At 55.2% G+C, this 21,197-nt stretch carries 18 protein-coding genes; 8 read left to right on the top strand and 10 right to left on the bottom strand.

Annotated elements, in window-relative coordinates; translation table 11 throughout:
- Nucleotides 1-40: 40 nt before the first annotated feature.
- The gene (gene matP / locus ACNQ0T_RS18620; protein ID WP_006809347.1) at nucleotides 41-493 is read right to left on the bottom strand and encodes a macrodomain Ter protein MatP; all 453 of its coding nucleotides are present in this window, start codon (nucleotides 491-493) and stop codon (nucleotides 41-43) included.
- A 186-nt stretch (nucleotides 494-679) separates the two neighbouring features.
- Between matP and ACNQ0T_RS18615 the strand changes: the two genes are divergently transcribed.
- On the top strand, nucleotides 680-2,440 hold the full coding sequence (locus ACNQ0T_RS18615; protein ID WP_417930310.1) for an AAA family ATPase: 1,761 nt from the start codon (nucleotides 680-682) through the stop codon (nucleotides 2,438-2,440).
- Nucleotides 2,441-2,508: 68 nt separating this feature from the next.
- Nucleotides 2,509-3,027, top strand: coding sequence for a bifunctional 3-hydroxydecanoyl-ACP dehydratase/trans-2-decenoyl-ACP isomerase (fabA, locus tag ACNQ0T_RS18610; RefSeq protein ID WP_000227926.1), 519 nt, complete (start codon nucleotides 2,509-2,511; stop codon nucleotides 3,025-3,027).
- A gap of 71 nt (nucleotides 3,028-3,098) precedes the next feature.
- Here the strand turns inward: fabA and rmf are convergent, their stop codons facing one another.
- The 6 genes from rmf to rlmKL all read right to left on the bottom strand — a co-directional run bounded on the left by rmf (nucleotide 3,099) and on the right by rlmKL (nucleotide 11,024).
- Nucleotides 3,099-3,266 (bottom strand): ribosome modulation factor, encoded by a 168-nt coding sequence (gene rmf / locus ACNQ0T_RS18605; protein ID WP_003858162.1) that lies wholly within the window; start codon nucleotides 3,264-3,266, stop codon nucleotides 3,099-3,101.
- A gap of 254 nt (nucleotides 3,267-3,520) precedes the next feature.
- On the bottom strand, nucleotides 3,521-4,087 hold the full coding sequence (gene pqiC, locus ACNQ0T_RS18600) for a membrane integrity-associated transporter subunit PqiC (protein ID WP_126314757.1): 567 nt from the start codon (nucleotides 4,085-4,087) through the stop codon (nucleotides 3,521-3,523).
- Entirely contained in the window at nucleotides 4,084-5,724 is a 1,641-nt protein-coding gene (gene pqiB / locus ACNQ0T_RS18595) for an intermembrane transport protein PqiB (protein WP_022647653.1), read from the bottom strand. The genes pqiC and pqiB overlap by 4 nt, the downstream gene beginning before the upstream one ends.
- 4 nt (nucleotides 5,725-5,728) lie before the next feature.
- Complete coding sequence (pqiA, locus tag ACNQ0T_RS18590) at nucleotides 5,729-6,982, bottom strand: membrane integrity-associated transporter subunit PqiA (RefSeq protein ID WP_022647652.1); 1,254 nt, start codon at nucleotides 6,980-6,982, stop codon at nucleotides 5,729-5,731.
- Between the two features lie 13 nt (nucleotides 6,983-6,995).
- Nucleotides 6,996-8,903 (bottom strand): ABC transporter ATP-binding protein, encoded by a 1,908-nt coding sequence (locus ACNQ0T_RS18585; protein ID WP_022647651.1) that lies wholly within the window; start codon nucleotides 8,901-8,903, stop codon nucleotides 6,996-6,998.
- Nucleotides 8,904-8,915: 12 nt separating this feature from the next.
- Nucleotides 8,916-11,024, bottom strand: a complete 2,109-nt coding sequence (gene rlmKL / locus ACNQ0T_RS18580) for a bifunctional 23S rRNA (guanine(2069)-N(7))-methyltransferase RlmK/23S rRNA (guanine(2445)-N(2))-methyltransferase RlmL (protein ID WP_032671569.1) — start codon at nucleotides 11,022-11,024, stop codon at nucleotides 8,916-8,918.
- Between the two features lie 98 nt (nucleotides 11,025-11,122).
- Here rlmKL and ACNQ0T_RS18575 point away from each other — a divergent pair, with 98 nt between their 5' ends.
- The gene (locus tag ACNQ0T_RS18575; protein WP_032624523.1) at nucleotides 11,123-12,232 is read left to right on the top strand and encodes a YcbX family protein; all 1,110 of its coding nucleotides are present in this window, start codon (nucleotides 11,123-11,125) and stop codon (nucleotides 12,230-12,232) included.
- On the opposite strand, the gene zapC is transcribed toward ACNQ0T_RS18575, so the two are convergent.
- Together zapC and pyrD are read right to left on the bottom strand one after the other, a co-directional pair.
- Entirely contained in the window at nucleotides 12,229-12,771 is a 543-nt protein-coding gene (gene zapC, locus ACNQ0T_RS18570; RefSeq protein WP_023299740.1) for a cell division protein ZapC, read from the bottom strand. The genes ACNQ0T_RS18575 and zapC overlap by 4 nt on opposite strands.
- Nucleotides 12,772-12,937: 166 nt before the next feature.
- Entirely contained in the window at nucleotides 12,938-13,948 is a 1,011-nt protein-coding gene (pyrD, locus tag ACNQ0T_RS18565) for a quinone-dependent dihydroorotate dehydrogenase (protein WP_023299739.1), read from the bottom strand.
- Between the two features lie 249 nt (nucleotides 13,949-14,197).
- Between pyrD and ssuE the strand changes: the two genes are divergently transcribed.
- Genes ssuE through ssuB form a run of 5 tightly spaced genes read left to right on the top strand, consistent with a single transcriptional unit; the run spans nucleotide 14,198 to nucleotide 18,438 of the window.
- Complete coding sequence (gene ssuE / locus ACNQ0T_RS18560) at nucleotides 14,198-14,773, top strand: NADPH-dependent FMN reductase (protein ID WP_022647647.1); 576 nt, start codon at nucleotides 14,198-14,200, stop codon at nucleotides 14,771-14,773.
- A complete protein-coding gene (locus ACNQ0T_RS18555) occupies nucleotides 14,766-15,728 on the top strand; it encodes a sulfonate ABC transporter substrate-binding protein (RefSeq protein WP_022647646.1) in 963 nt (320 codons plus the stop codon). Before ssuE ends, ACNQ0T_RS18555 begins: the two co-directional genes overlap by 8 nt.
- Entirely contained in the window at nucleotides 15,725-16,870 is a 1,146-nt protein-coding gene (gene ssuD / locus ACNQ0T_RS18550) for an FMNH2-dependent alkanesulfonate monooxygenase (RefSeq protein WP_017384817.1), read from the top strand. Before ACNQ0T_RS18555 ends, ssuD begins: the two co-directional genes overlap by 4 nt.
- Before the next feature lie 9 nt (nucleotides 16,871-16,879).
- The gene (ssuC, locus tag ACNQ0T_RS18545; protein ID WP_003858185.1) at nucleotides 16,880-17,671 is read left to right on the top strand and encodes an aliphatic sulfonate ABC transporter permease SsuC; all 792 of its coding nucleotides are present in this window, start codon (nucleotides 16,880-16,882) and stop codon (nucleotides 17,669-17,671) included.
- Nucleotides 17,668-18,438, top strand: coding sequence for an aliphatic sulfonates ABC transporter ATP-binding protein (gene ssuB / locus ACNQ0T_RS18540; protein WP_069596413.1), 771 nt, complete (start codon nucleotides 17,668-17,670; stop codon nucleotides 18,436-18,438). The genes ssuC and ssuB overlap by 4 nt, the downstream gene beginning before the upstream one ends.
- 89 nt (nucleotides 18,439-18,527) lie before the next feature.
- Here the strand turns inward: ssuB and pepN are convergent, their stop codons facing one another.
- Nucleotides 18,528-21,140, bottom strand: coding sequence for an aminopeptidase N (gene pepN / locus ACNQ0T_RS18535; RefSeq protein ID WP_417930309.1), 2,613 nt, complete (start codon nucleotides 21,138-21,140; stop codon nucleotides 18,528-18,530).
- Nucleotides 21,141-21,197 lie beyond the last annotated feature (57 nt).

Below are 21,197 nucleotides of genomic sequence, written 5' to 3'. Positions count from 1 at the left end.
CCATGCGGGGTTTTTTATTATCTGAAGAAAAGTAAAAAGCTTATTTTTTACCTAACAGTGCCTGTAGATCGTTTTTCAACGTCGACATCTGGCTGGCATACTTCTCTTTGTGCTCGGCATCTTCAATCAGCTGCACCACCGTTTCCGACAGGGTTTTCCCGCGCCGTTGCGCAAGCCCGGCCAGACGCTGCCAGACCATGAATTCCAGGTCGATGGATTTCTTACGGGTGTGCTGATGCTCGGCATTGAAATGCCGTTTACGACGAGCACGGATAGTTTGCTTCATCCGGTTTAACAAGGCCGGATTAATGTGTTTCTCAATCCAGCCGTTGACCTGTACCGGTTCGTTTTCGAGGGTCAGCAACATATCCACAGCTTCTTGTGCCGCGCTGGCTTCGATGTAGCAGGTGATCAGCTCCCCTTCACGGTGCTTTTTGACCAGGTACTTCCATTTCCAGCCGCTTTCGAGGTTTTCCAGTTGTTGATATTTCATTGCGATCTCAGTGTTACCGTGTAACTCTGTTCAGAATATCAGTTTTTTGGCAATCTGCTGAAAAGAAATCATATCCTCTGAAACGTCGCAGGCGATCCGCATGACGAAAACCCGAATCCTGATTGGGCAGAGTGCGCCGCTTACGGTATACTCCACGGTTTTACTTCTGACTAAAAAACATCAACTTTGACCATTACGAAACTTGCATGGCGTGATCTGGTTCCGGATACCGAGAGCTATCAGGAGCTGTTTGCACAGCCAGACCTCACAAAAGAACACAAATTCATACTTAGCGAGACACAACCGCGTTTGCATTACGCGCTGGAGCAGATGTCATCCCCATGGGCTACATCTCCTTTCATGCTGCTCAAAGCCCCGGAAGAAGCCGAGTATCTGACGCTTCTCGGTGATGCCATGCGCCAGTTGCAGCCAAAAACGAATGCCGTTTTTGGTGGTCAGTATCATATTGCCGGTCGCGACGTGACATTCGAACCTGCCACGCAGGCAGATGGATTGTTCGCTGCAAAAGGCGAGGTGATCACCGCCAACTGGGTGGAAGCAGAACAGTTGTTCGGCTGCCTTCGTCAGTTCAATGGCGATGTTTCACTGCAACCCGGGCTGGTACACCGCGCGAATGGCGGCGTATTGCTCATCTCCCTTCGCACACTGCTTGCGCAGCCGCTGCTGTGGATGCGCCTGAAAACGGTGGTGACGCAGCAACGTTTTGACTGGGTAGGCTTCGACGATTCACGTCCTCTGCCTCTTTCCATTCCGTCTATGCCGCTGTCGCTGACCGTCGTGCTGACGGGTGACCGTGAATCCCTGGCTGACTTCCAGGAAATGGAGCCAGAACTCGCGGAGCAGGCGGTTTACAGCGAATTTGAAGACAATATTCAGATTGCAGATGCCGATGACATGGCGCAGTGGTGTCAGTGGGTTATGGCCGTGGCGGAACGTTTCGCGCTGCCCTCACCTGCCGAGGATGCGTGGCCGGGCTTAATCCGCGAGGCCGTACGCTACACCGGCGATCAGGAAACCCTGCCGCTCTGTCCGCTCTGGATCGGTAAACAACTGCGTGAAGTGGGCGTTATCAGCGGCAACGGTACGTTCAACGGTGAGCAACTGAGCCAGATGCTGGCCCAGCGTGAATGGCGCGAAGGCTATCTTGCTGACCGTATGCAGGATGAAATTCTGCTTGAACAGATTCTGGTGGAGACCGAAGGCGAACGTATCGGGCAAATCAATGCCTTGTCCGTCATCGAGTTCCCCGGGCACCCACGCGCCTTTGGTGAGCCTTCCCGTATCAGCTGTGTCGTACACATTGGTGACGGCGAATTTACCGATATCGAACGCAAGGCCGAACTGGGCGGAAACATTCATGCCAAAGGCATGATGATCATGCAGGCATTCCTGATGTCTGAACTTCAGCTCGAGCAGCAGATCCCCTTCTCTGCCTCGTTGACCTTTGAGCAGTCCTACAGTGAAGTCGACGGTGACAGCGCCTCAATGGCAGAGCTGTGCGCCGTGATCAGCGCGCTTGCAGACGTGCCGATTAACCAGAATATTGCGATTACCGGGTCCGTGGATCAGTTTGGCCGTGCCCAACCGGTGGGAGGACTGAATGAGAAAATCGAAGGCTTCTTCGCAATCTGCCAGCAGCGCGGTTTAAACGGCAAACAGGGCGTGATTATTCCGGCACCTAACGCTCGCCATTTGAGCCTGAGCCAGGCGATTCTGGATGCGGTAGAGCAGGAACAATTCACTGTCTGGGCCATCGAAGGGGTTGAGGATGCACTACCCTTACTGACAAACCTGGTCTGGGACGGCGAAGGCCAGACAACCCTGATGCAGACCATTCAGGAACGTATAGCTCAGGCGACACAGCAGGATGCTCGTCATCGTTATCCGTGGCCGTTACGCTGGTTAAGTTGGTTTAGTGCGAACTGATCGGACTTGTTCAGCGTACACGTGTTAGCTATCCTGCGTCCTTCACTAAAATAAGGCTTACTGAGAACATGGTAGATAAACGCGAATCCTATACTAAAGAAGACCTTCTTGCCTCTGGTCGCGGTGAACTGTTTGGCGCGAAAGGCCCGCAGTTACCAGCCCCAAATATGCTGATGATGGACCGTGTCGTGAAAATGACCGAAACCGGCGGCAACTTTGATAAGGGTTACGTAGAAGCAGAACTCGATATCAACCCGGACCTGTGGTTCTTCGGTTGCCACTTTATTGGCGATCCGGTAATGCCTGGCTGCCTGGGCCTCGATGCCATGTGGCAGCTGGTTGGCTTCTATCTGGGCTGGCTTGGCGGTGAAGGCAAAGGCCGTGCGCTGGGCGTAGGCGAAGTGAAATTCACCGGTCAGGTTCTGCCTACCGCGAAGAAAGTCACCTACCGTATCCATTTCAAACGCATCGTTAACCGCCGTCTGATTATGGGCCTGGCGGACGGTGAAGTGTTGGTTGATGGTCGTCTGATCTATACCGCGAACGACCTGAAAGTGGGTCTGTTCCAGGATACCTCCGCTTTCTGATAACAGCTTTTAGCCCCTTCCAGAAAGGCGAAACCTCCGCATTGCGGAGGTTTCTTTTTAAAGAGACGGTATCAAGCAAGTACTGCCCTGTCTCCGATGGCTTCTCGCCAGCCCCCTAGCCATTGGGACCTTTGATTCAGGGCCTGATAGGGACACATTTCTTTAGAACGTCCGGCGATGCCAGCCTGATAACCACGTTGATGAGCCCTTTCCAGGCGATCTCGTTTCTGTCTCTTCATGCCTCGTTTCCCTCATTCTTTTGTCTGGTGGAAAGAAAACAGTGGTTGCAATATGTGCAAGCACAATTAACGAATACCCCGAATCTGCGTCAGCGTCAACGTTCAAAATTCATACGGGTGTCATATTTGTGAGCTACATGGAAGATCGTTTGTACAAAAAGTGTGATGCGGGACAAGTAACAACCTGAACGTAAAACGAAAAAAAAGCCGCAATCAGCAAGAAGCTGAGTGCGGCTTTCGTCGATGAATTTTACTTATGGCAGGCGGGAAATCTCTCTTGCTATAGTAGCCGACTCCTGTGCCCATCCCTGCGCAAGTACTTTCACCATTTCGTCATAGCCATCTTTCTGCTGCTTGAGTTCAAGATGGAAAGGACGCTTAATCAGCTGACCCTGGTGATTCAGCAGCCACTCCCCGCTGATAACAACGGCACCATCATAGCGGCCATGGAATCCCGTCACGTTAACATTCAGAGTGTCCTGATCGCTTCCCAGAGGCTGCGAGGCAACGACCCAACCGGGGAGATGGCTGCTCAGATTCGCCACCAGCGTATTGCGTAGCTGCTGATCCAGCGGGCTGGCCCACAGGTTATTGTTGGCGATTACATACTGCACATCGCTGGTCTGGTAGACCACCCCGTTGCCCGCCAGGTAATCTGGCACGGCAACCTGCTCAACCCAAAGCAGACGGCTGCCCTGCGAGGCGCTGCTCTGCGCCCCCGACTGCGCGCTTAACGGCAGCTGGTAGTAGCTTTTGTTATCGCTTCCAGAGCTACAGGCCGTTAATACCAGTGCGCCTGCGATGATTAGCCATTTTTTCATTGTTTCGCCCTCTTAGGCTCAGGATCCTTTTTATCTTTCGCTTCAAACACCAGCGCGTTGCTCTTTTCATTGAGCGTTTTCAGAACGGGCTGTAGCTCGCGTAAAACCTGATCAAGACGTTGCATATCCGCCACCATCTTGTTGTAGGCCGCTGAGCCCGGCTGGAAGCCCTGCATACTGCGATTCAGTTCACGCAACGTTTTCTGCATATCCTGCGGCAGTTGCTGCATGGACTGGTTGGCCGTGATCTTGTTGATATTATCCAGGGTAGTTTGCAGACGTTGCATCGTCGCCTGGCTCTGATGCAGTGATCCCGTCGCAGCCTCAAGCATTGGATTCAGCGGCAGATTGTTGATCTTATCCAGCGTTTCCATCAGACGCTGTTGGATCTGCGCCAGGCCACTGCTGACCGTAGGAATGATTTTGTAGCCGCCAAATTCACGGACTCCCGTCATAGGTGGCGCTTTTGGATAGAAGTCCATATCGACATACAACGCCCCTGTCACCAGGTTGCCGGTTTTCAGCGAGCCACGCAGACCGCGATTCATCAGGTCGCTGATATGCTCCCCAATATCCTGATCTTCACCTATCTGGTTAATTAAACGCTCAGGCTCAATGCGTATCAGCACCGGAATACGATAATCATCATCAAGCATTTGCTTGAGTCCCGGAACAAAGTAAGGCACTTGCCCCACTGTACCCAGACGGATACCGCGGAACTCAACTGGCGCCCCTGGCTGCAAGCCGCGTACAGAGTCCTTAAAGAACATCAGATAATCGATGTGATCGGTATAGAGCGCATCCTGAATGCTTTTTTGATCGTCAAACAGTCTGAACGCGGTTTTTTCCGCCACCGGTTGTCCCAGATCTATACCTTCCGGCACGTCAAAACTGACGCCCCCACCAAACAGCGTGGTGAGTGAACCCATCTCAACGCGCATCCCCGCAGAGGTCAGATCCACAGCGATCCCACTGTCTTTCCAGAAACGAACGTTACTGGTCACCAGTCGGTCATTAGGCGCATTGATAAATAGCTGATAGCTGATGGTCCGTTTTTGCGGATCGAAGGTGCTCGTTTCAACCGAACCGACACGATACCCACGGAACAGCACCGGATCGCCCGGCGAGAGCTGGCCCGCTTTTTTGCTGTCCAGAATGACGCGGATCCCTTTTGCATCCGGTGGCGCAAGCGGCGGTGAATCCAGCAACTGATAGTTTGCTGGCTGGGCGCCTTTATTGCCGGGCTGGAGTTCAATGTAAGCCCCTGACAATAGCGTCCCTAAGCCGCTGATCCCTTCTCTTCCGACCTGCGGTTTCACCACCCAAAAAACGGAATCTTCATGGAGCAGTTTTTCCATGCCAGCATTCAGGCGGGCCTTAATTTCAACATGGGTTAAATCATCCGTCAGGGTCGCGCTTTCCACGACACCCACATCCACGCTGCGGCTCTTGATGGTGGTTTTTCCGCCCTCAATTCCCTCTGCATTGGTGGTAATTAGCGTGACTTCCGGTCCCTGATGGCTGTAATGATAAAACAGGATCCATGCACCGATCAGCGCGGTCACGATGGGGAAAATCCACACCGGCGACCAGTTTCTGACCTTCTGCACTTTAGCCTCTCCACTCTTATTTTCCATGCTCTTACTCTTCCTCATGGCTTGAATCGGGCTCACGATCCCACGATAAACGAGGGTCGAAGGTCATGGCCGCAAACATGGTCATAATGACGACCAAAGCAAACATCAGCGCTCCCATAGCGGGATAAATACTCATCAGCCCACCCATACGCACCAGCGCTGAGAGAACCGCAATCACGAACACGTCAATCATCGACCAACGGCCAACAAATTCCACGACCTCATAAATCAGATGCATGCGCTCACTGTCACGCTTACCGTGCCCTTTTGCATCCCAGCAAAGCCAGGCAATGGCAATCATCTTTAAGGTCGGAACCATAATGCTGGCGAGAAATATGACGCCTGCAACAGGGTATGACCCTTCGCTCCACAGCAAAATCACCCCGGCAAGGATGGTCGAGGGCATTCTGTCGCCGAGCAGATCGGTGATCATGATCGGCAAAATATTGGCGGGCAGATAGAGCATGACAGAGGTCACCAGCAGCGCCATGGTCCATTGCAGGCTATTTTTGCGTCGGACGTGACCTTTTGTTTCACAGCGGGGACACACCTCGACATCCGCGGGCAGCACGGCGGTGCAGCAGGAGCAGGAGCGCAGCCCCTGACGGATACCCGGTACGCCCACCTTTACCGTCTGCGAGAGCGTCGGTGCCGGGGCAATATCGTCCCAGGTCCAGCGTCGGTCCACGCACTGGAAAGCGCGCAGTTGCAGCACGCAATACAGACACCACGGAATAAAGCTACTGCCAATCCCCACATCGCCGTAGGCCATCAGCTTCACGAAGCTGACCAGGATACCCGCCAGAAAAATTTCCGCCATCCCCCAGCTTTTCAGCTGGAACAGGATCCGCGCGAGTTTGATTTTAAGGGCGGTGGGCATCCTGACGCGATTGACCAGTAGCAGAATGACGACCAGGCAAAAAGCCGGGACTATCTGCACGAACAGAAGAAAGAAGGTGCCAAGGCTGGCGTAATCTTCCGAGAACATCACGCCTGGAATTTCCAGTAACTCCACCTGGCTTACCATCCCACCCACTTTCATAGAGATGAAAGGGAAGAGATTGGAGAGCAGTAACATGAACAGGGCTGCCAGCGCGTAAGCCGTAGGACGCTGCCTTGGCGCGTCCCACTCGGTCGTCAGCGTAGCTCCGCAGCGCGGGCAGGCAGCCTTATGTCCGTGACCAAGCTCTGGCAACGCCACGAGCATATCGCATTGCGAGCATAAAATATGCCGATCGGCATGGTGCTGGTCACACATAGATTATCCCTGTTTATGCGCCGTTTTTCAGAGACTCAAGGTACTCCCAGCGCTCAAATGCCTCTTCCAGCGCCTGCTCGGCCTGGGAGAGTTCAGCCAATACTTTCTGAGTATAGTCGTGAGGCTGCGTAAAGAATGACGCATCAGCGACCTGAATTTGCAGTGCTTCCAGTGCCGCTTCCAGCTCTTCCAGACGCTGCGGCAGTCCTTCCAGCTCGCGCTGCAAGTTATAGCTCATTTTAGCAGGAGACTTTTTGACAGTTTCTGCTTTCACAACAACAGGTTCAGCGACATTTTTGGTCTTCGCCTGTTTTTGCGCCAGCGACTGCGATTGCTGTCCACGCGCGTCATGATAGCCGCCCACATATTGACCGATACGTCCTTCGCCTTCGAAGATCCAGCACTCGGTCACGGTGTTATCGACAAATTGACGATCGTGGCTGACCAGCATCACGGTTCCCTGATAGCCATCAATCAACTCTTCCAGCAGTTCCAGCGTTTCGACATCCAGATCGTTCGTCGGTTCATCGAGAATCAGTAAGTTACTGGGTTTCAGGAACAGGCGCGCCAGTAAAAGACGGTTACGCTCACCGCCGGACAGCGCGCGCACAGGCGTCAGGGCGCGTTTTGGGTGGAACAGGAAGTCCTGAAGGTAGCCCAGCACGTGACGCGGCTTGCCGTTAACCATCACCTCCTGTTTACCCTCTGCGAGGTTGTCCATCACCGTACGGTCCGGATCCAGCTCTGCGCGATGCTGGTCAAAGTACGCTACTTCCAGCTTGGTACCACAGTGAATACGACCGCTGTCGGCCTGCAACTGGCCCAGCATCAGTTTCAACAGCGTGGTTTTGCCGCAGCCGTTTGGACCAATAAGCGCAATTTTGTCGCCGCGCTGAACCTGTGCGGAGAAATCGTTCACCAGCACTTTGCCGTCAACCGAATAATTCACGTTCTCCATTTCGAAGACAATCTTGCCCGAGCGGGACGCCTCTTCCACCTGCATTTTGGCGCTACCCATGACTTCACGGCGTTCGCTACGTTCGCGGCGCATCGCCTTCAGGGCGCGAACGCGGCCTTCATTACGGGTACGACGCGCCTTGATGCCCTGACGGATCCATACCTCTTCCTGCGCCAGCTTGCGGTCGAACTCGGCGTTTTGCAGCTCTTCCACGCGCAGGTTCTCTTCTTTCTCCAGCAGATAGGTATCGTAATCGCCCGGATAGGTCACCAGCTTGCCGCGGTCGAGGTCGACAATGCGCGTGGCCATGTTGCGGATGAACGAACGGTCGTGGGAGATGAAGATAATGGTGCCATTGAAAGTTTTCAGGAACCCTTCCAGCCAGTCAATCGCTTCGATATCCAGGTGGTTCGTTGGTTCGTCCAGCAGCAGTACCCTGGGCCCGCTCACCAGGGCACGGCCCAGCGCGGCTTTACGCAGCCAGCCGCCGGAGAGCGCCGACAGCTCCATATCCGCTTCCAGGCCAAGCTGAGCCAGCACTTCGTTAATGCGGTTTTCCAGCTGCCACAGGCCGTGGTGATCGAGCATCTCCTGCACTTTTGCCAGCTCGTTGAGATTTTTGTCGCTCGGGTCGGTCATGACCAGATGCGAAATCTCGTGGTAGCGCTTGAGGTATTCCGCCTGCTCTGAAATTCCTTCAGCCACAAAATCGTACACGCTGCCGGTAACGTTACGCGGCGGATCCTGTTGCAGACGAGAGACGACCAGATCCTGCTCGTAAACAATACGGCCGTCGTCCAGCCCCTGCTCACGGTTGAGGATTTTCATCAGCGTCGATTTACCTGCGCCGTTACGGCCGACCAGACAGACGCGCTCGTTATCTTCGATATGAAGCTCTGCATTATCGAGAAGCGGTGAGTCGCTGAAAGAGAGCCACGCGCCGTGCATACTAATTAAAGACATTTATTTTTCCTTTCAGACCGCGGAGATCAGCCAGCAGTTGTGGATTTGACGGTTACGGGCAAAGTCCTGAGACAGCGTTTTTTGGCTGATTTCTTGTGCTTTCAATCCCAGTTCGGCCAGGCCGTCGTGATCCATGCGGAATCCGCGCTTGTTATTCGAGAACATAATGGTGCCGCCTTTACGCAGCAGACGCTTCAGGTCGGTCATCAGGCGCAGGTGATCGCGTTGAACGTCAAAGCTATCCTCCATACGCTTGGAGTTAGAGAAGGTCGGCGGATCGATAAAGATAAGGTCAAACTGCTCGTCGGTATCGCGCAGCCAGCCCAGCACGTCGGCCTGTAACAGGCGATGCTGACGACCGGTTAAGCCGTTAAGACGCAGGTTGCGCTCTGCCCACTCCAGATAAGTACGGGACATATCGACCGTGGTGGTACTACGCGCCCCACCAAGCCCTGCATGAACGCTGGCGCTGCCGGTATAGGAGAACAGGTTCAGGAAGTCTTTGCCCTTGCTCATCTGGCCCAGCATGCGGCGGGCGATGCGGTGATCGAGGAACAGACCGGTATCAAGGTAATCGGTCAGGTTAACCCACAGGCGCGCATTATATTCGCCCACTTCGATGAAGTCGCCCTTCTCGCCCATCTTCTGATACTGGTTTTTGCCTTTCTGACGCTCACGGGTTTTCAGCACCAGCTTGTTTGGCGAAATGCCGAGTACGGCGATGGTGGCCGCAATCACATCCAGCATACGCTGACGCGCTTTTTGCGCATCAATGGTTTTCGGCGGGGCGTATTCCTGAACCACCACCCAGTCTGCATAGCGGTCAACCGCCACGTTGTATTCCGGCAGGTCAGCGTCGTAAAGGCGATAACATTCGATGCCTTCCTGCTTCGCCCACTTCTCAAATTTCTTCAGGTTTTTGCGCAGACGGTTGGCATAATCTTCCGCCACACCAGACGGTTTGCTGTCCGCTGCTATCTCTGCCAGATGGTAGTTTTTCTGCACGCAGTCCAGCGGGCCGTTTTTCGCCTTGAACTGGCGATCGGCACGTAATTGCAGGCAGCTCAGCAGCTCCGGCGAGGCGCTAAACAGGGAGAGGTTCCAGCCGCCGAAATGCGCTTTCATGTTGCGGCCCAGCAGGCTGTGTAGCGCAATCAGCGCTGGCTCGCTGCCAAGACGCTCACCATACGGCGGGTTGCTGATCACCGTACCGTACGGGCCTTTTGGCAGCGGATTGGTCAGGTTCGCCACATCTTTGACGTCGAAGGTCACCAGCTCACCGATACCGGCACGACGGGCGTTGCTGCGCGCGCGTTCAATCACCCGTGGGTCGTTGTCCGAACCGTAAAAGTGAGAGGTGTACTCCGCCAGCCCTTTACGGGCACGGGTCTGCGCGTCGTCTTTGACCTCTTTCCAGAGGGCTTCATCGTGCTGCGCCCAGCCTTTGAAGCCCCACTGTCCACGATGCAGCCCTGGCGCGCGGTCGGTGGCCAGCATCGCGGCTTCAATCAGCAGCGTACCGGAACCGCACATTGGATCGAGCAGCGGCGTACCCGGCTGCCAGCCGGAGCGCATCACGATAGCGGCGGCCAGTGTCTCTTTGATTGGGGCCATGCCGGTGCGATCGCGATAGCCGCGCAGATGCAGGCCTGCGCCGCTCAGATCCAGGGAAATACTGGCAGTATCGCCGTTCAGCCAGACGTTGATACGCAGATCCGGGTTTTCACGATCAACGTTCGGACGTTCTTTATTACGACGCGTGAAGCAGTCCACAATGGCGTCTTTGACGCGCAGGGCACCGTACTGGCTGTTGCGGATCTCATCGTTGACGCCGTTGAAATGCACCGCAAAGGTGGCGTCCGGGGTGAAGATCTCTGTCCAGTCGATCATCTGTACACCGGTGTAGAGATCAAGATCGCTGTAGACCTTGCACTCTTTCATCGGCAGCATGATGCGCGACGCCAGACGGCTCCACATCAGGCTCTGGTAAATAAGCCGCGTGTCGCCCTCAAAATGGACACCACCCTGAACCACCTGGCACTCTTTCGCGCCCAGGGTTTCCAGTTCAGTTTTTAACAGCTCTTCCAGCCCACGGGCCGTACTGGCAAACAGAGAATTCATATCGTCACTTTTACTCATAGAAAATTGTCGCGCATTATAGCTAATATGGCGTGTATGTCATAAAGTTGAAGGCTTATTTTATTTAGCGGGAGTGTGCAGTGGCGACGTTATCCAGGCTTTTTATTCATCCGGTGAAATCCATGCGCGGTATCGGCGTGACGCACGCGCTGGCCGATATGAGCGGATTCGCCTTCGATCGTATTTTTATGATCACCGAGCCTGACGGTACGTTCATCACCGCACGTCAGTTCCCGCAGATGGTTCGCTTTACGCCTTCCCCGCTTCATGACGGATTGCATTTGACCGCGCCAGACGGTTCAAGCGTCGTGATCCGCTTTGCTGATTTTGCGCCGGTTGATGCGCCAACGGAAGTGTGGGGCAATCATTTTACCGCGCGTATCGCGCCGGATAACATTAACCAGTGGCTGAGCGGCTTTTTCTCACGTGACGTTCAGCTGCGCTGGGTTGGGCCTGCGCTGACTCGTCGCGTGAAACGCCACGACGCGGTTCCCCTCTCCTTTGCGGATGGTTTTCCCTTCCTGCTGACCAGCGAGGCCTCGCTGCGTGATTTACAAACCCGTTGCAAAGCCAGCGTGCAGATGGAGCAGTTTCGCCCGAATCTGGTGGTGACCGGAGCGGATGCCTGGGATGAAGATACCTGGAAAGTGATCCGCATCGGCAGCGTTATCTTTGATGTCGTGAAGCCGTGCAGCCGCTGTATTTTTACCACCGTCAGCCCGGAGAAAGGCCAGAAACACCCTTCCGGCGAACCGCTGAAAACCTTGCAATCATTTCGTACCGCGCAGGATAACGGTGATGTCGACTTCGGCCAGAACCTGATCCCCCGCTCCAGCGGCGTAATCCGCGTGGGCGACGAGGTCGAAATTCTTACCCGCGGGCCTGCAAGAGTGTACGGCGCAGGCCAGGAAGAAGAAATGGTTGACGTTGTCACCAACGTCGCTTCCGCGGTGGATATTCACTGGGAAGGCAAAGTTATTCGTGGTAACAATCAGCAGGTGCTACTGGAACAGCTGGAGCAGGCGGGTATCCGCGTACCTTATTCCTGTCGCGCGGGGATTTGCGGATGCTGTCGCATTAAACTGGTCGATGGTGAAGTGAGTGCCCTGAAGAAATCTGCGATTGGCAGTGACGGCACGATCCTGTGCTGTAGCTGTGTACCGAAAACATCCGTACAGCTGGAAGCTTAAACCGCCTGTTCGAGGCTGAAGGAATCGACGCGCAGCTGAGGCTTCAGCCTGTCATTCATCACTTTGATGGCATCACCTAACTGCATGACTCGCCCGGCAATGGTCACGCCGGGTTGGGCCAGCAAACAGAGCGCAGCGTTTTCACCGGGTTCAACCACCAGCAAATTCACCTCTTCTTCGGTATCGCTCAGATTGACGCTGGCCGCATCGCCGATAGCCGGGGTCCAGCTCATACCGTGCGCGAGGAAATGCCAGCTTTTCGGCATTTGTGGTTTCAGGAAACGGATCGCCACCAGCGCATTTAGTACCAGTTCAGCGCGCTGTTCTTTGGAGAGATTGAAGTCGCGGCATTTTTCTTCAAAAGAGAAATAGAGTGCAGCGTCGTCAACGCAAAAGCCTGAGGGAGCAAACGCGTCTGGCGTTAACATTCGGCGCGCAAAACGAGAGCGAAACAACATGCCATTGGCTAAGTCGAGCATCATACGGTCATGCTCGTCACAAAAATACCAGCGCCAGTTATCGTCAGGTTTAATTCGCATGTTTCTCTCCCGTCCCCAAAACGTCCTGTACTAAAAATGTCCTGTTTGCCGCTTCGCTTATAACACTAGTAATAAAAGACTATAATGTCTAAATAAGCAACAATGACGGAATATAAAACAACCAGGGCTGGAAATAAAGCCCTGGTTGTCTGATTAAGAGAAAAGATTAGATATGCGTGACAATTTCTTTAATCAATGGCGGCCCTTTAAAAATAAAGCCGGAATAAATTTGCACCAATGAAGCCCCTGCCGCCATCTTCTCACGTGCAGCGATGACGGAGTCAATGCCACCCACGCCAATAATCGGCAGCTGGCCTTTTAATTCCGCGGAGAGTGCGCGAATAATTTCGGTGCTTTTTAATTGTACCGGACGGCCACTTAATCCACCCGCTTCGTCACAGTTTTTCATTCCCTGGACGAGGGAGCGATCGAGCGTTGTATTGGTCGCAATCACACCATCAATATTATGGCGAACTAAACTGTCGGCAACCTGGATCAATTCTTCTGCCGAAAGATCCGGGGCGATCTTAACCGCGACCGGAACATATTTATGGTGGATCGCCTGTAGTGCCGTTTGTTTATTTTTAATGGCGCCAAGAAGATCGTCGAGCGCTTCGCCATATTGTAATGAACGCAGCCCTGGGGTGTTAGGCGAGGATATATTCACCGCGATATAACCGGCATAGGCATAGACTTTTTCCATACAAATCAGATAGTCATCTTTACCCTGCTCGACGGGCGTGTCTTTATTTTTGCCAATATTAATACCCAGCACACCATCAAAATGGGCTTTCTTAACGTTCTCAACCAGATGATCGACGCCAAGGTTATTAAAGCCCATGCGGTTGATCAGCCCCTCGGCTTCAACCAGGCGGAACAGACGTGGCTTGTCATTTCCCGGCTGCGGACGCGGCGTCACTGTCCCGATTTCGATCGAGCCAAAGCCCATCGCGCCGAGTGCATCAATGCATTCGCCATTTTTGTCCAGACCGGCCGCAAGGCCCAGTGGATTTTTGAACGTCAGGCCCATGCATTGGACAGGTTTTTCCGGCACGTTTTGACGCACCAGCGCGGCCAGAGGCGTTCCTGTAATACGACGTAACTGCTGAAATGTAAATTCATGAGCGCGCTCAGGATCGAGCTGGAAAAGGGCTTTACGAACGAAGGGGTAGTACATGAACTCTCCTGGATTCCCGGTGTGCAAACCGGGAGGGGATTATGTGCGATCCCGCCCGGAAAGGGAATTGACCTGTGGCAAAAAAAGCCATGTAAAACGCAATCGTTTACTTATCGGTTCGCTTCTTATGCTTTTTTCTGCATTCATCCTGAGGATAAATCATTTAGTGGAATAACCACGCAATGTCACACTCCTGAAAATTGTTATGAATGTTAGATAAAATCAAACAATTAGTTATAAGGAGCAACCATGCGCGTCATTACCCTGGCCGGAAGCCCCCGCTTCCCCTCTCGATCCAGCGCACTGCTGGAATACGCTCGCGAAAAGCTTAATGCTCTGGATGTCGAAGTGTGTCACTGGAATTTGCACAATTTCGCGCCTGAAGATCTGCTCTACGCCCGTTTCGACAGCCCGGCGCTGAAAACCCTGATCGAACAACTTAAGCGTGCTGACGGGTTGGTCGTCGCGACACCAATTTATAAAGCCTCTTTTTCCGGTGCACTGAAAACGCTGCTCGATCTGCTGCCCGAGCGCGCGCTGGACGGTAAGGTCGTCCTGCCGCTGGCCACAGGCGGTACGGTAGCCCATTTACTGGCGGTGGATTATGCCCTCAAGCCGGTTCTGAACGCGCTGAAAGCGCAGGAGATCCTGCATGGCGTCTTCGCTGACGACTCACAGGTAATCGACTACCAGCATAAACCGCATTTCACGCCGAATCTGCAAACCCGCCTCGACAGCGCGCTTGAAACCTTCTGGCACGCCCTTAATCGTCGGGATCGCCACGCGGCGGCATTTCATCAATCACAAGGAGTGGCGCATGTTTAAAACAGTTACCCGTATCGGGCTGGCAGGTCTGCTGGCAGTGGCATCGCTGGCTCAGGCGGCGGAGAAAACGCCGGAGAGCCTGCGTATCGGTTATCAGAAAGGCAGCGTCAGCATGGTGCTGGCGAAAAGCCATGCGTTGCTGGAGAAACGTTTCCCGCAGACCAAATTCTCATGGGTCGAGTTCCCTGCCGGACCGCAGATGCTGGAGGCGCTGAACGTCGGGAGTATTGATTTAGGCAGCACCGGCGATATCCCGCCGATCTTTGCCCAGGCGGCCGGGGCGGATCTGGTTTACGTTGGCGTTGAACCCGCCAAGCCGAAGGCAGAGGTTATTTTGGTGCCGGAAAACAGCGAGATCAAAAGCGTCGCCGATCTCAAAGGCCATAAGGTTGCTTTCCAGAAAGGTTCCAGCTCGCACAACCTGCTGCTGCGCGCGTTGCAGGAGGCCGGCCTTAAATTCACCGATATCCAGCCCGTTTACCTGACGCCTGCCGATGCGCGCGCGGCGTTTCAGCAAAAAAATGTTGATGCCTGGGCTATCTGGGATCCGTACTACTCCGCCGCACTGTTGCAGGGCGGTGTGCGGGTGCTGAAAGACGGTACCACCCTGAAACAAACCGGTTCGTTCTACCTGGCGGCACGTCCTTACGCTGAAAAAAATGGCGCATTTATTCAGCAGGTGCTGGATACCTTCTCTCAGGCCGATGCGCTGACCCAAAGCCAGCGTCAGCAGAGCATCACGCTGCTGGCAAAAACCATGGGCCTGCCTGAACCGGTGATCGCCACCTATCTTGACCACCGTCCTCCCACCACCATAGCGCCGGTTGACGCCCACGTTGCCGCCCTCCAGCAGCAAACGGCAGACCTCTTTTATCAAAACCGCCTGGTTCCAAAGCAGGTGAATATTCGCGAACGCATCTGGCAACCCGCTGGCATTGAAGGAAAAAAATCATGAGTCTGAATCTTTTCTGGTTTTTACCCACCCACGGTGATGGACACTATCTTGGCACAGAAGAAGGCGCCCGCCCGGTCGATCACGGCTATCTACAGCAGATCGCCCAGGCGGCAGACCGCATCGGTTTTACCGGGGTACTGATCCCGACGGGCCGCTCGTGTGAGGATGCGTGGCTGGTTGCCGCGTCAATGATCCCCGTCACCCAGCGCCTGAAATTCCTGGTAGCCTTGCGCCCAAGCGTGGTGTCGCCCACCGTCGCGGCACGCCAGGCGGCAACGCTGGACAGGCTCTCCAACGGCCGCGCGCTGTTCAATCTGGTGACGGGCAGCGATCCGCAGGAGCTGGCGGGCGATGGCGTTTTTCTCGATCATACCGAGCGCTATGAAGCCTCCGCAGAGTTCACCCGCGTCTGGCGACGTCTGCTGGAAGGGGAAACCGTCACCTTCGAAGGAAAACATATTCACGTTCGCGATGCGCAACTCTACTTCCCGCCGGTACAACAGCCGCGCCCTCCCCTTTATTTCGGCGGATCGTCGGACGTGGCGCAGGAGCTGGCGGCTGAGCAGGTCGATCTCTATCTGACCTGGGGCGAGCCACCGGAGCTGGTTAAAGAGAAAATTGCTCAGGTACGCGCCAAAGCCGCAGAACATGGCCGTACGGTGCGCTTCGGCATTCGCCTGCACGTGATCGTACGCGAAACCAACGACGAGGCCTGGCAAGCTGCCGACCGTCTGATCGCTCATCTGGACGACGACACTATCGCCAAAGCACAGGCGGCGTTTGCCAAAACCGACTCCGTGGGCCAACACCGAATGGCCTCCCTGCACAACGGCAAGCGTGAAAATCTTGAGATCAGCCCGAACCTGTGGGCCGGGGTGGGTCTGGTGCGCGGCGGCGCCGGTACGGCGCTGGTCGGCGACGGTCCAACCGTAGCGGCACGCATTAATGAATACGCGGCGCTGGGGATCGACAGCTTTATCCTGTCTGGCTACCCGCATCTGGAGGAGGCCTACAAGGTGGGTGAACTGCTCTTCCCGCACCTGGATGTCGCTATCCCGGAAATTCCGCAGCCACGTCAGCTTCAGTTGCAGGGCGAAGCCGTGGCGAATGCGTTTATCCCGAGAAAAGTCGCGCAAAGTTAAGGAGCCACCATGTCTGCAACCGCACAAAAATGGCTGCTGCGCGCCGCGCCGTGGTTTCTGCCCGTCGGCATTGTCCTCGTCTGGCAACTGGCGTCTTCAACTGGCTGGCTGTCGAGCCGTATTTTGCCCTCTCCGGAGGGCGTTGTGGAAGCGTTCTGGTCGCTAAGCGCCAGCGGTGAGCTGTGGCAACATCTTGCCATCAGCTCCTGGCGCGCGGTAATCGGCTTTTCGATTGGCGGGAGCATCGGCCTGACGCTGGGGCTGATCAGCGGCCTGTCCCGCTGGGGTGAGCGGCTGCTGGATACCTCCGTTCAAATGCTGCGTAACGTGCCGCATCTGGCGCTTATTCCGCTGGTTATCCTGTGGTTTGGCATTGATGAGAGCGCCAAAATTTTCCTCGTGGCGCTGGGAACATTATTCCCGATTTATATCAATACCTGGCATGGGATCCGCAATATCGATCGCGGTCTGGTTGAGATGGCCCGCAGCTATGGCCTGTCAGGTTTTGCCCTGTTTACCCATGTGATCCTGCCGGGCGCCCTGCCCTCCATTATGGTTGGGGTGCGTTTTGCGCTCGGCCTGATGTGGCTAACCCTGATCGTGGCGGAAACCATTTCGGCCAACTCCGGCATTGGTTATCTGGCGATGAACGCCCGCGAGTTCCTGCAAACGGACGTGGTGGTGGTTGCCATTATCCTTTATGCCCTGCTTGGCAAACTTGCGGACGTCAGCGCCCAGTGGCTGGAACGTAGCTGGCTGCGCTGGAACCCGGCCTACACCGCTCAGGAGGCGAAAGCATGAATACTGCACGACTGAACCAGGGAACACCGTTACTGCTGAACGGCGTGACCAAACGCTACGGCGACAACACCATTCTGAATGCACTGGATCTGCATATTCCTGCCGGACAGTTTGTGGCCGTTGTTGGCCGCAGCGGTGGCGGCAAGAGTACCCTGCTGCGTCTTTTAGCCGGGCTGGAGGCGCCAAACAGCGGTGACATTCTGGCAGGCACCACGCCGCTGTCCACGATTCAGGATGATACGCGCATGATGTTTCAGGACGCGCGTCTGCTGCCGTGGAAAACGGTGATGGATAACGTCGGGCTGGGCCTGAAGGGCAGCTGGCGGGAGGACGCCCGGCAGGCACTCGCCGCCGTCGGGCTGGAGAATCGTGCGGGAGAGTGGCCTGCGGCCCTGTCGGGTGGACAAAAGCAGCGCGTGGCCCTGGCACGCGCGCTGATTCATCGTCCCGGCCTGCTGCTGCTTGATGAACCGCTCGGCGCGCTTGATGCCCTGACGCGGATCGAGATGCAGGATCTGATTGAAACCCTCTGGCAGACGCACGGCTTTACGGTGCTGCTGGTGACGCATGACGTAAGCGAAGCTGTGGCAATGGCAGACAGGGTGCTGTTAATAGAAGAGGGTAAAATTGGTCTGGATCTAACGGTGGATATTCCACGTCCTCGCCGGGTGGGATCGGCCAGACTGGCGGAGCTGGAGGCGAAAGTGCTGGATAGAGTGATGAAACGTGGAGAAGCGGAGATTCAGCGGATAAAAGCTAATGCCTGATGCCCTCACCCCGGCCCTCTTCAACAGGGAGCACGGCGCAAGGGCAAATCGTAGGCCCGGTAAGCGAAGCGCCACCGGGCTTTTTTACATCAGGCCAGCGCCTTTGTAATCTTCTCGTACAGATCGCCAGACAAATTTTCCAGCCCTTTCAGCTGCTCAAGTGCGGCACGCATTTTCGCCTGACGCTGCGCATCGTAGCGTTTCAGGCGGATCAGCGGCTCAATCAGACGAGACGCCACCTGCGGGTTACGGCTGTTCAGCTCGGTCAGCATTTCAACCATGAACTGATATCCGCTGCCGTCTTCGGCGTGGAACGCGGCCGGGTTGCTGCTGGCAAACGCGCCAATCAGCGAGCGGACGCGGTTCGGGTTGCTCATGGTGAACGAACGGTGCTTCAGCAGGCTGCGTACGTTGCTGAGCGCATCGGCTGCCGGGCTGGTGGCCTGAAGGATGAACCACTTGTCCATTACCAGACCATCCTGATGCCACCTGTCGTCGTACTCCTGCATCAGCGCATCGCGGCACGGCAGCTCGGCGGCAACGCTTGCAGCCAGTGCGGCCAGCGCATCCGTCATGTTATCGGCCTCATGGTACTGTTTGCTGACCAGCGTGTTCGCCAGCTCTGCCTCACCAAATGCCAGATAGCGCAGGCAGGTATTGCGCAGGGAACGTTTACCGATATCCGCATGTTCCACCCGATACGCGTCCAGCTTGTTGGCGTTGTAAATGGCGAGGAATTCATCTGCCAGTTCGGTCGCCAGCGTGCGGGTCAGCGCTTCACGCACGGCGACGATCGCAATGGGGTCAATGATGTCAAACAGCTCGGCGATTTCAGTCGCAGACGGCAGCGTCAAAATTTCAGCCGCCAGCGCCGGGTCAATATTCTCATCCAGCAGGATGGCACGGAAGGCGTCTGCCACATGAACCGGCAGCGTCAGCGGCTGGCCCTGCTGGTAACGGTTGACGTTCAGCTTGATGTAGGTCGCCAGCAGGCTTTGTGCCGCATCCCAGCGCGAGAAATCGTTGCGCGCGTGACGCATCAGGAACGTCAGCTGCTGATCGCTCCACTTATATTCGAGTTTCACCGGCGCGGAGAATTCGCACAGCAGGGCAGGAACGGGCTGGAAATAGACGTTATCGAAGATAAAGGTCTGCTCTGCCTGGGTCACGTTCAGCACGTTATGCACCGGGTGGCCGCCCTTCTGTAACGGGATCACGTTGCCTTCGTTGTCGTACAGCTCAACGCTGAACGGAATGTGCAGCGGATGTTTCTCTTCCTGCTCCGCCGTTGGCGGCGTGCGCTGGCTGATGGTCAGCGTGTACTGCTCGGTTTCCGGGTTGTAGTCGTCTTTGACCGTCACAATCGGCGTACCGGCCTGGCTGTACCAGCGGCGGAAATGAGACAGATCGACGTTAGAGGCGTCTTCCATCGCCTGAACAAAATCGTCGCAGGTGGCCGCACTGCCGTCGTGACGCTCAAAGTAAAGCTGCATCCCTTTCTGGAAATTCTCTTCGCCCAGCAGGGTGTGGATCATGCGGATAATTTCAGCGCCTTTTTCATACACCGTCAGGGTGTAGAAGTTATTCATCTCAATGACTTTATCCGGGCGGATCGGGTGCGCCATTGGGCTGGCATCTTCTGCAAATTGCAGACCACGCATGGTGCGCACGTTGTTGATGCGGTTCACCGCCCGCGATCCCAGATCGGAGCTGAACTCCTGATCGCGGAAGACGGTTAAGCCCTCTTTCAGGCTCAGCTGGAACCAGTCGCGGCAGGTGACGCGGTTCCCGGTCCAGTTATGGAAATATTCGTGGCCGATAACGCGTTCGATATCGAGGTAATCTTTATCCGTTGCGGTATCGGTACGCGCCAGCACGTATTTAGAGTTAAAGATGTTAAGACCTTTATTCTCCATCGCGCCCATATTGAAGAAATCGACAGCAACGATCATATAGATGTCTAGGTCATATTCGAGGCCAAAGCGCGTTTCATCCCACTTCATGGAGTTGATGAGGGAAGTCATGGCCCACGGGGCGCGGTCAAGGTTGCCACGGTCCACGAACAGCTCCAGCGCGACTTCACGGCCAGAGCGCGTTTTAAAGGTGTCGCGCAGAACATCGAAATCGCCCGCCACCAGCGCAAACAGGTAGCAGGGTTTAGGGAACGGATCCTGCCACTGTACCCAGTGACGGCCATTCTCCAGTTCCCCTTCACCAATCCGGTTGCCGTTGGAAAGCAGGTACGGGTACAGCGTTTTGTCGGCAATAATTTTGGTGGTAAAGCGCGCCAGGACGTCCGGGCGATCCAGATACCAGGTAATGTGGCGGAACCCTTCGGCTTCACATTGGGTGCACAGGGCTACGCCTGACTGGTAAAGCCCTTCCAGCGCGGTATTGGCGGCAGGGCTGATTTCATTCACGATGCGCAGGGTAAAGCGTTCCGGCAGGTTGTCGATGACCAGCTGGTTGCCTTCTTCTCTATAGTCTGACCAGGCTTCATCATTAATATGCAGGGAAACCAGCGTCAGGTCTTCACCATCCAGACGCAGCGGCACGGCTGTCGCGCTCTGGCGCGTCACCTGGCTTACCGCCGTCACGACGGTTTTTGTGGCATCCAGTTCGAAGGTCAGATCGATATCGCTTATCAGGTAATCCGGCGCACGGTAGTCGTGGCGGTATTTAGCTTGTGGCTGTTGTGTCATAGAAAACCTTATGCATCGTTTGTCGAGTAACGATTCAATATATTCCGGTTGTGTAAA

Source organism: Enterobacter cloacae complex sp.6700776 (assembly GCF_048284255.1).
GTDB lineage: Bacteria > Pseudomonadota > Gammaproteobacteria > Enterobacterales > Enterobacteriaceae > Enterobacter > Enterobacter intestinihominis.
Note: the sequence above shows the minus strand (reverse complement) of the source record. Positions and strands in the feature narration are given on the sequence as shown.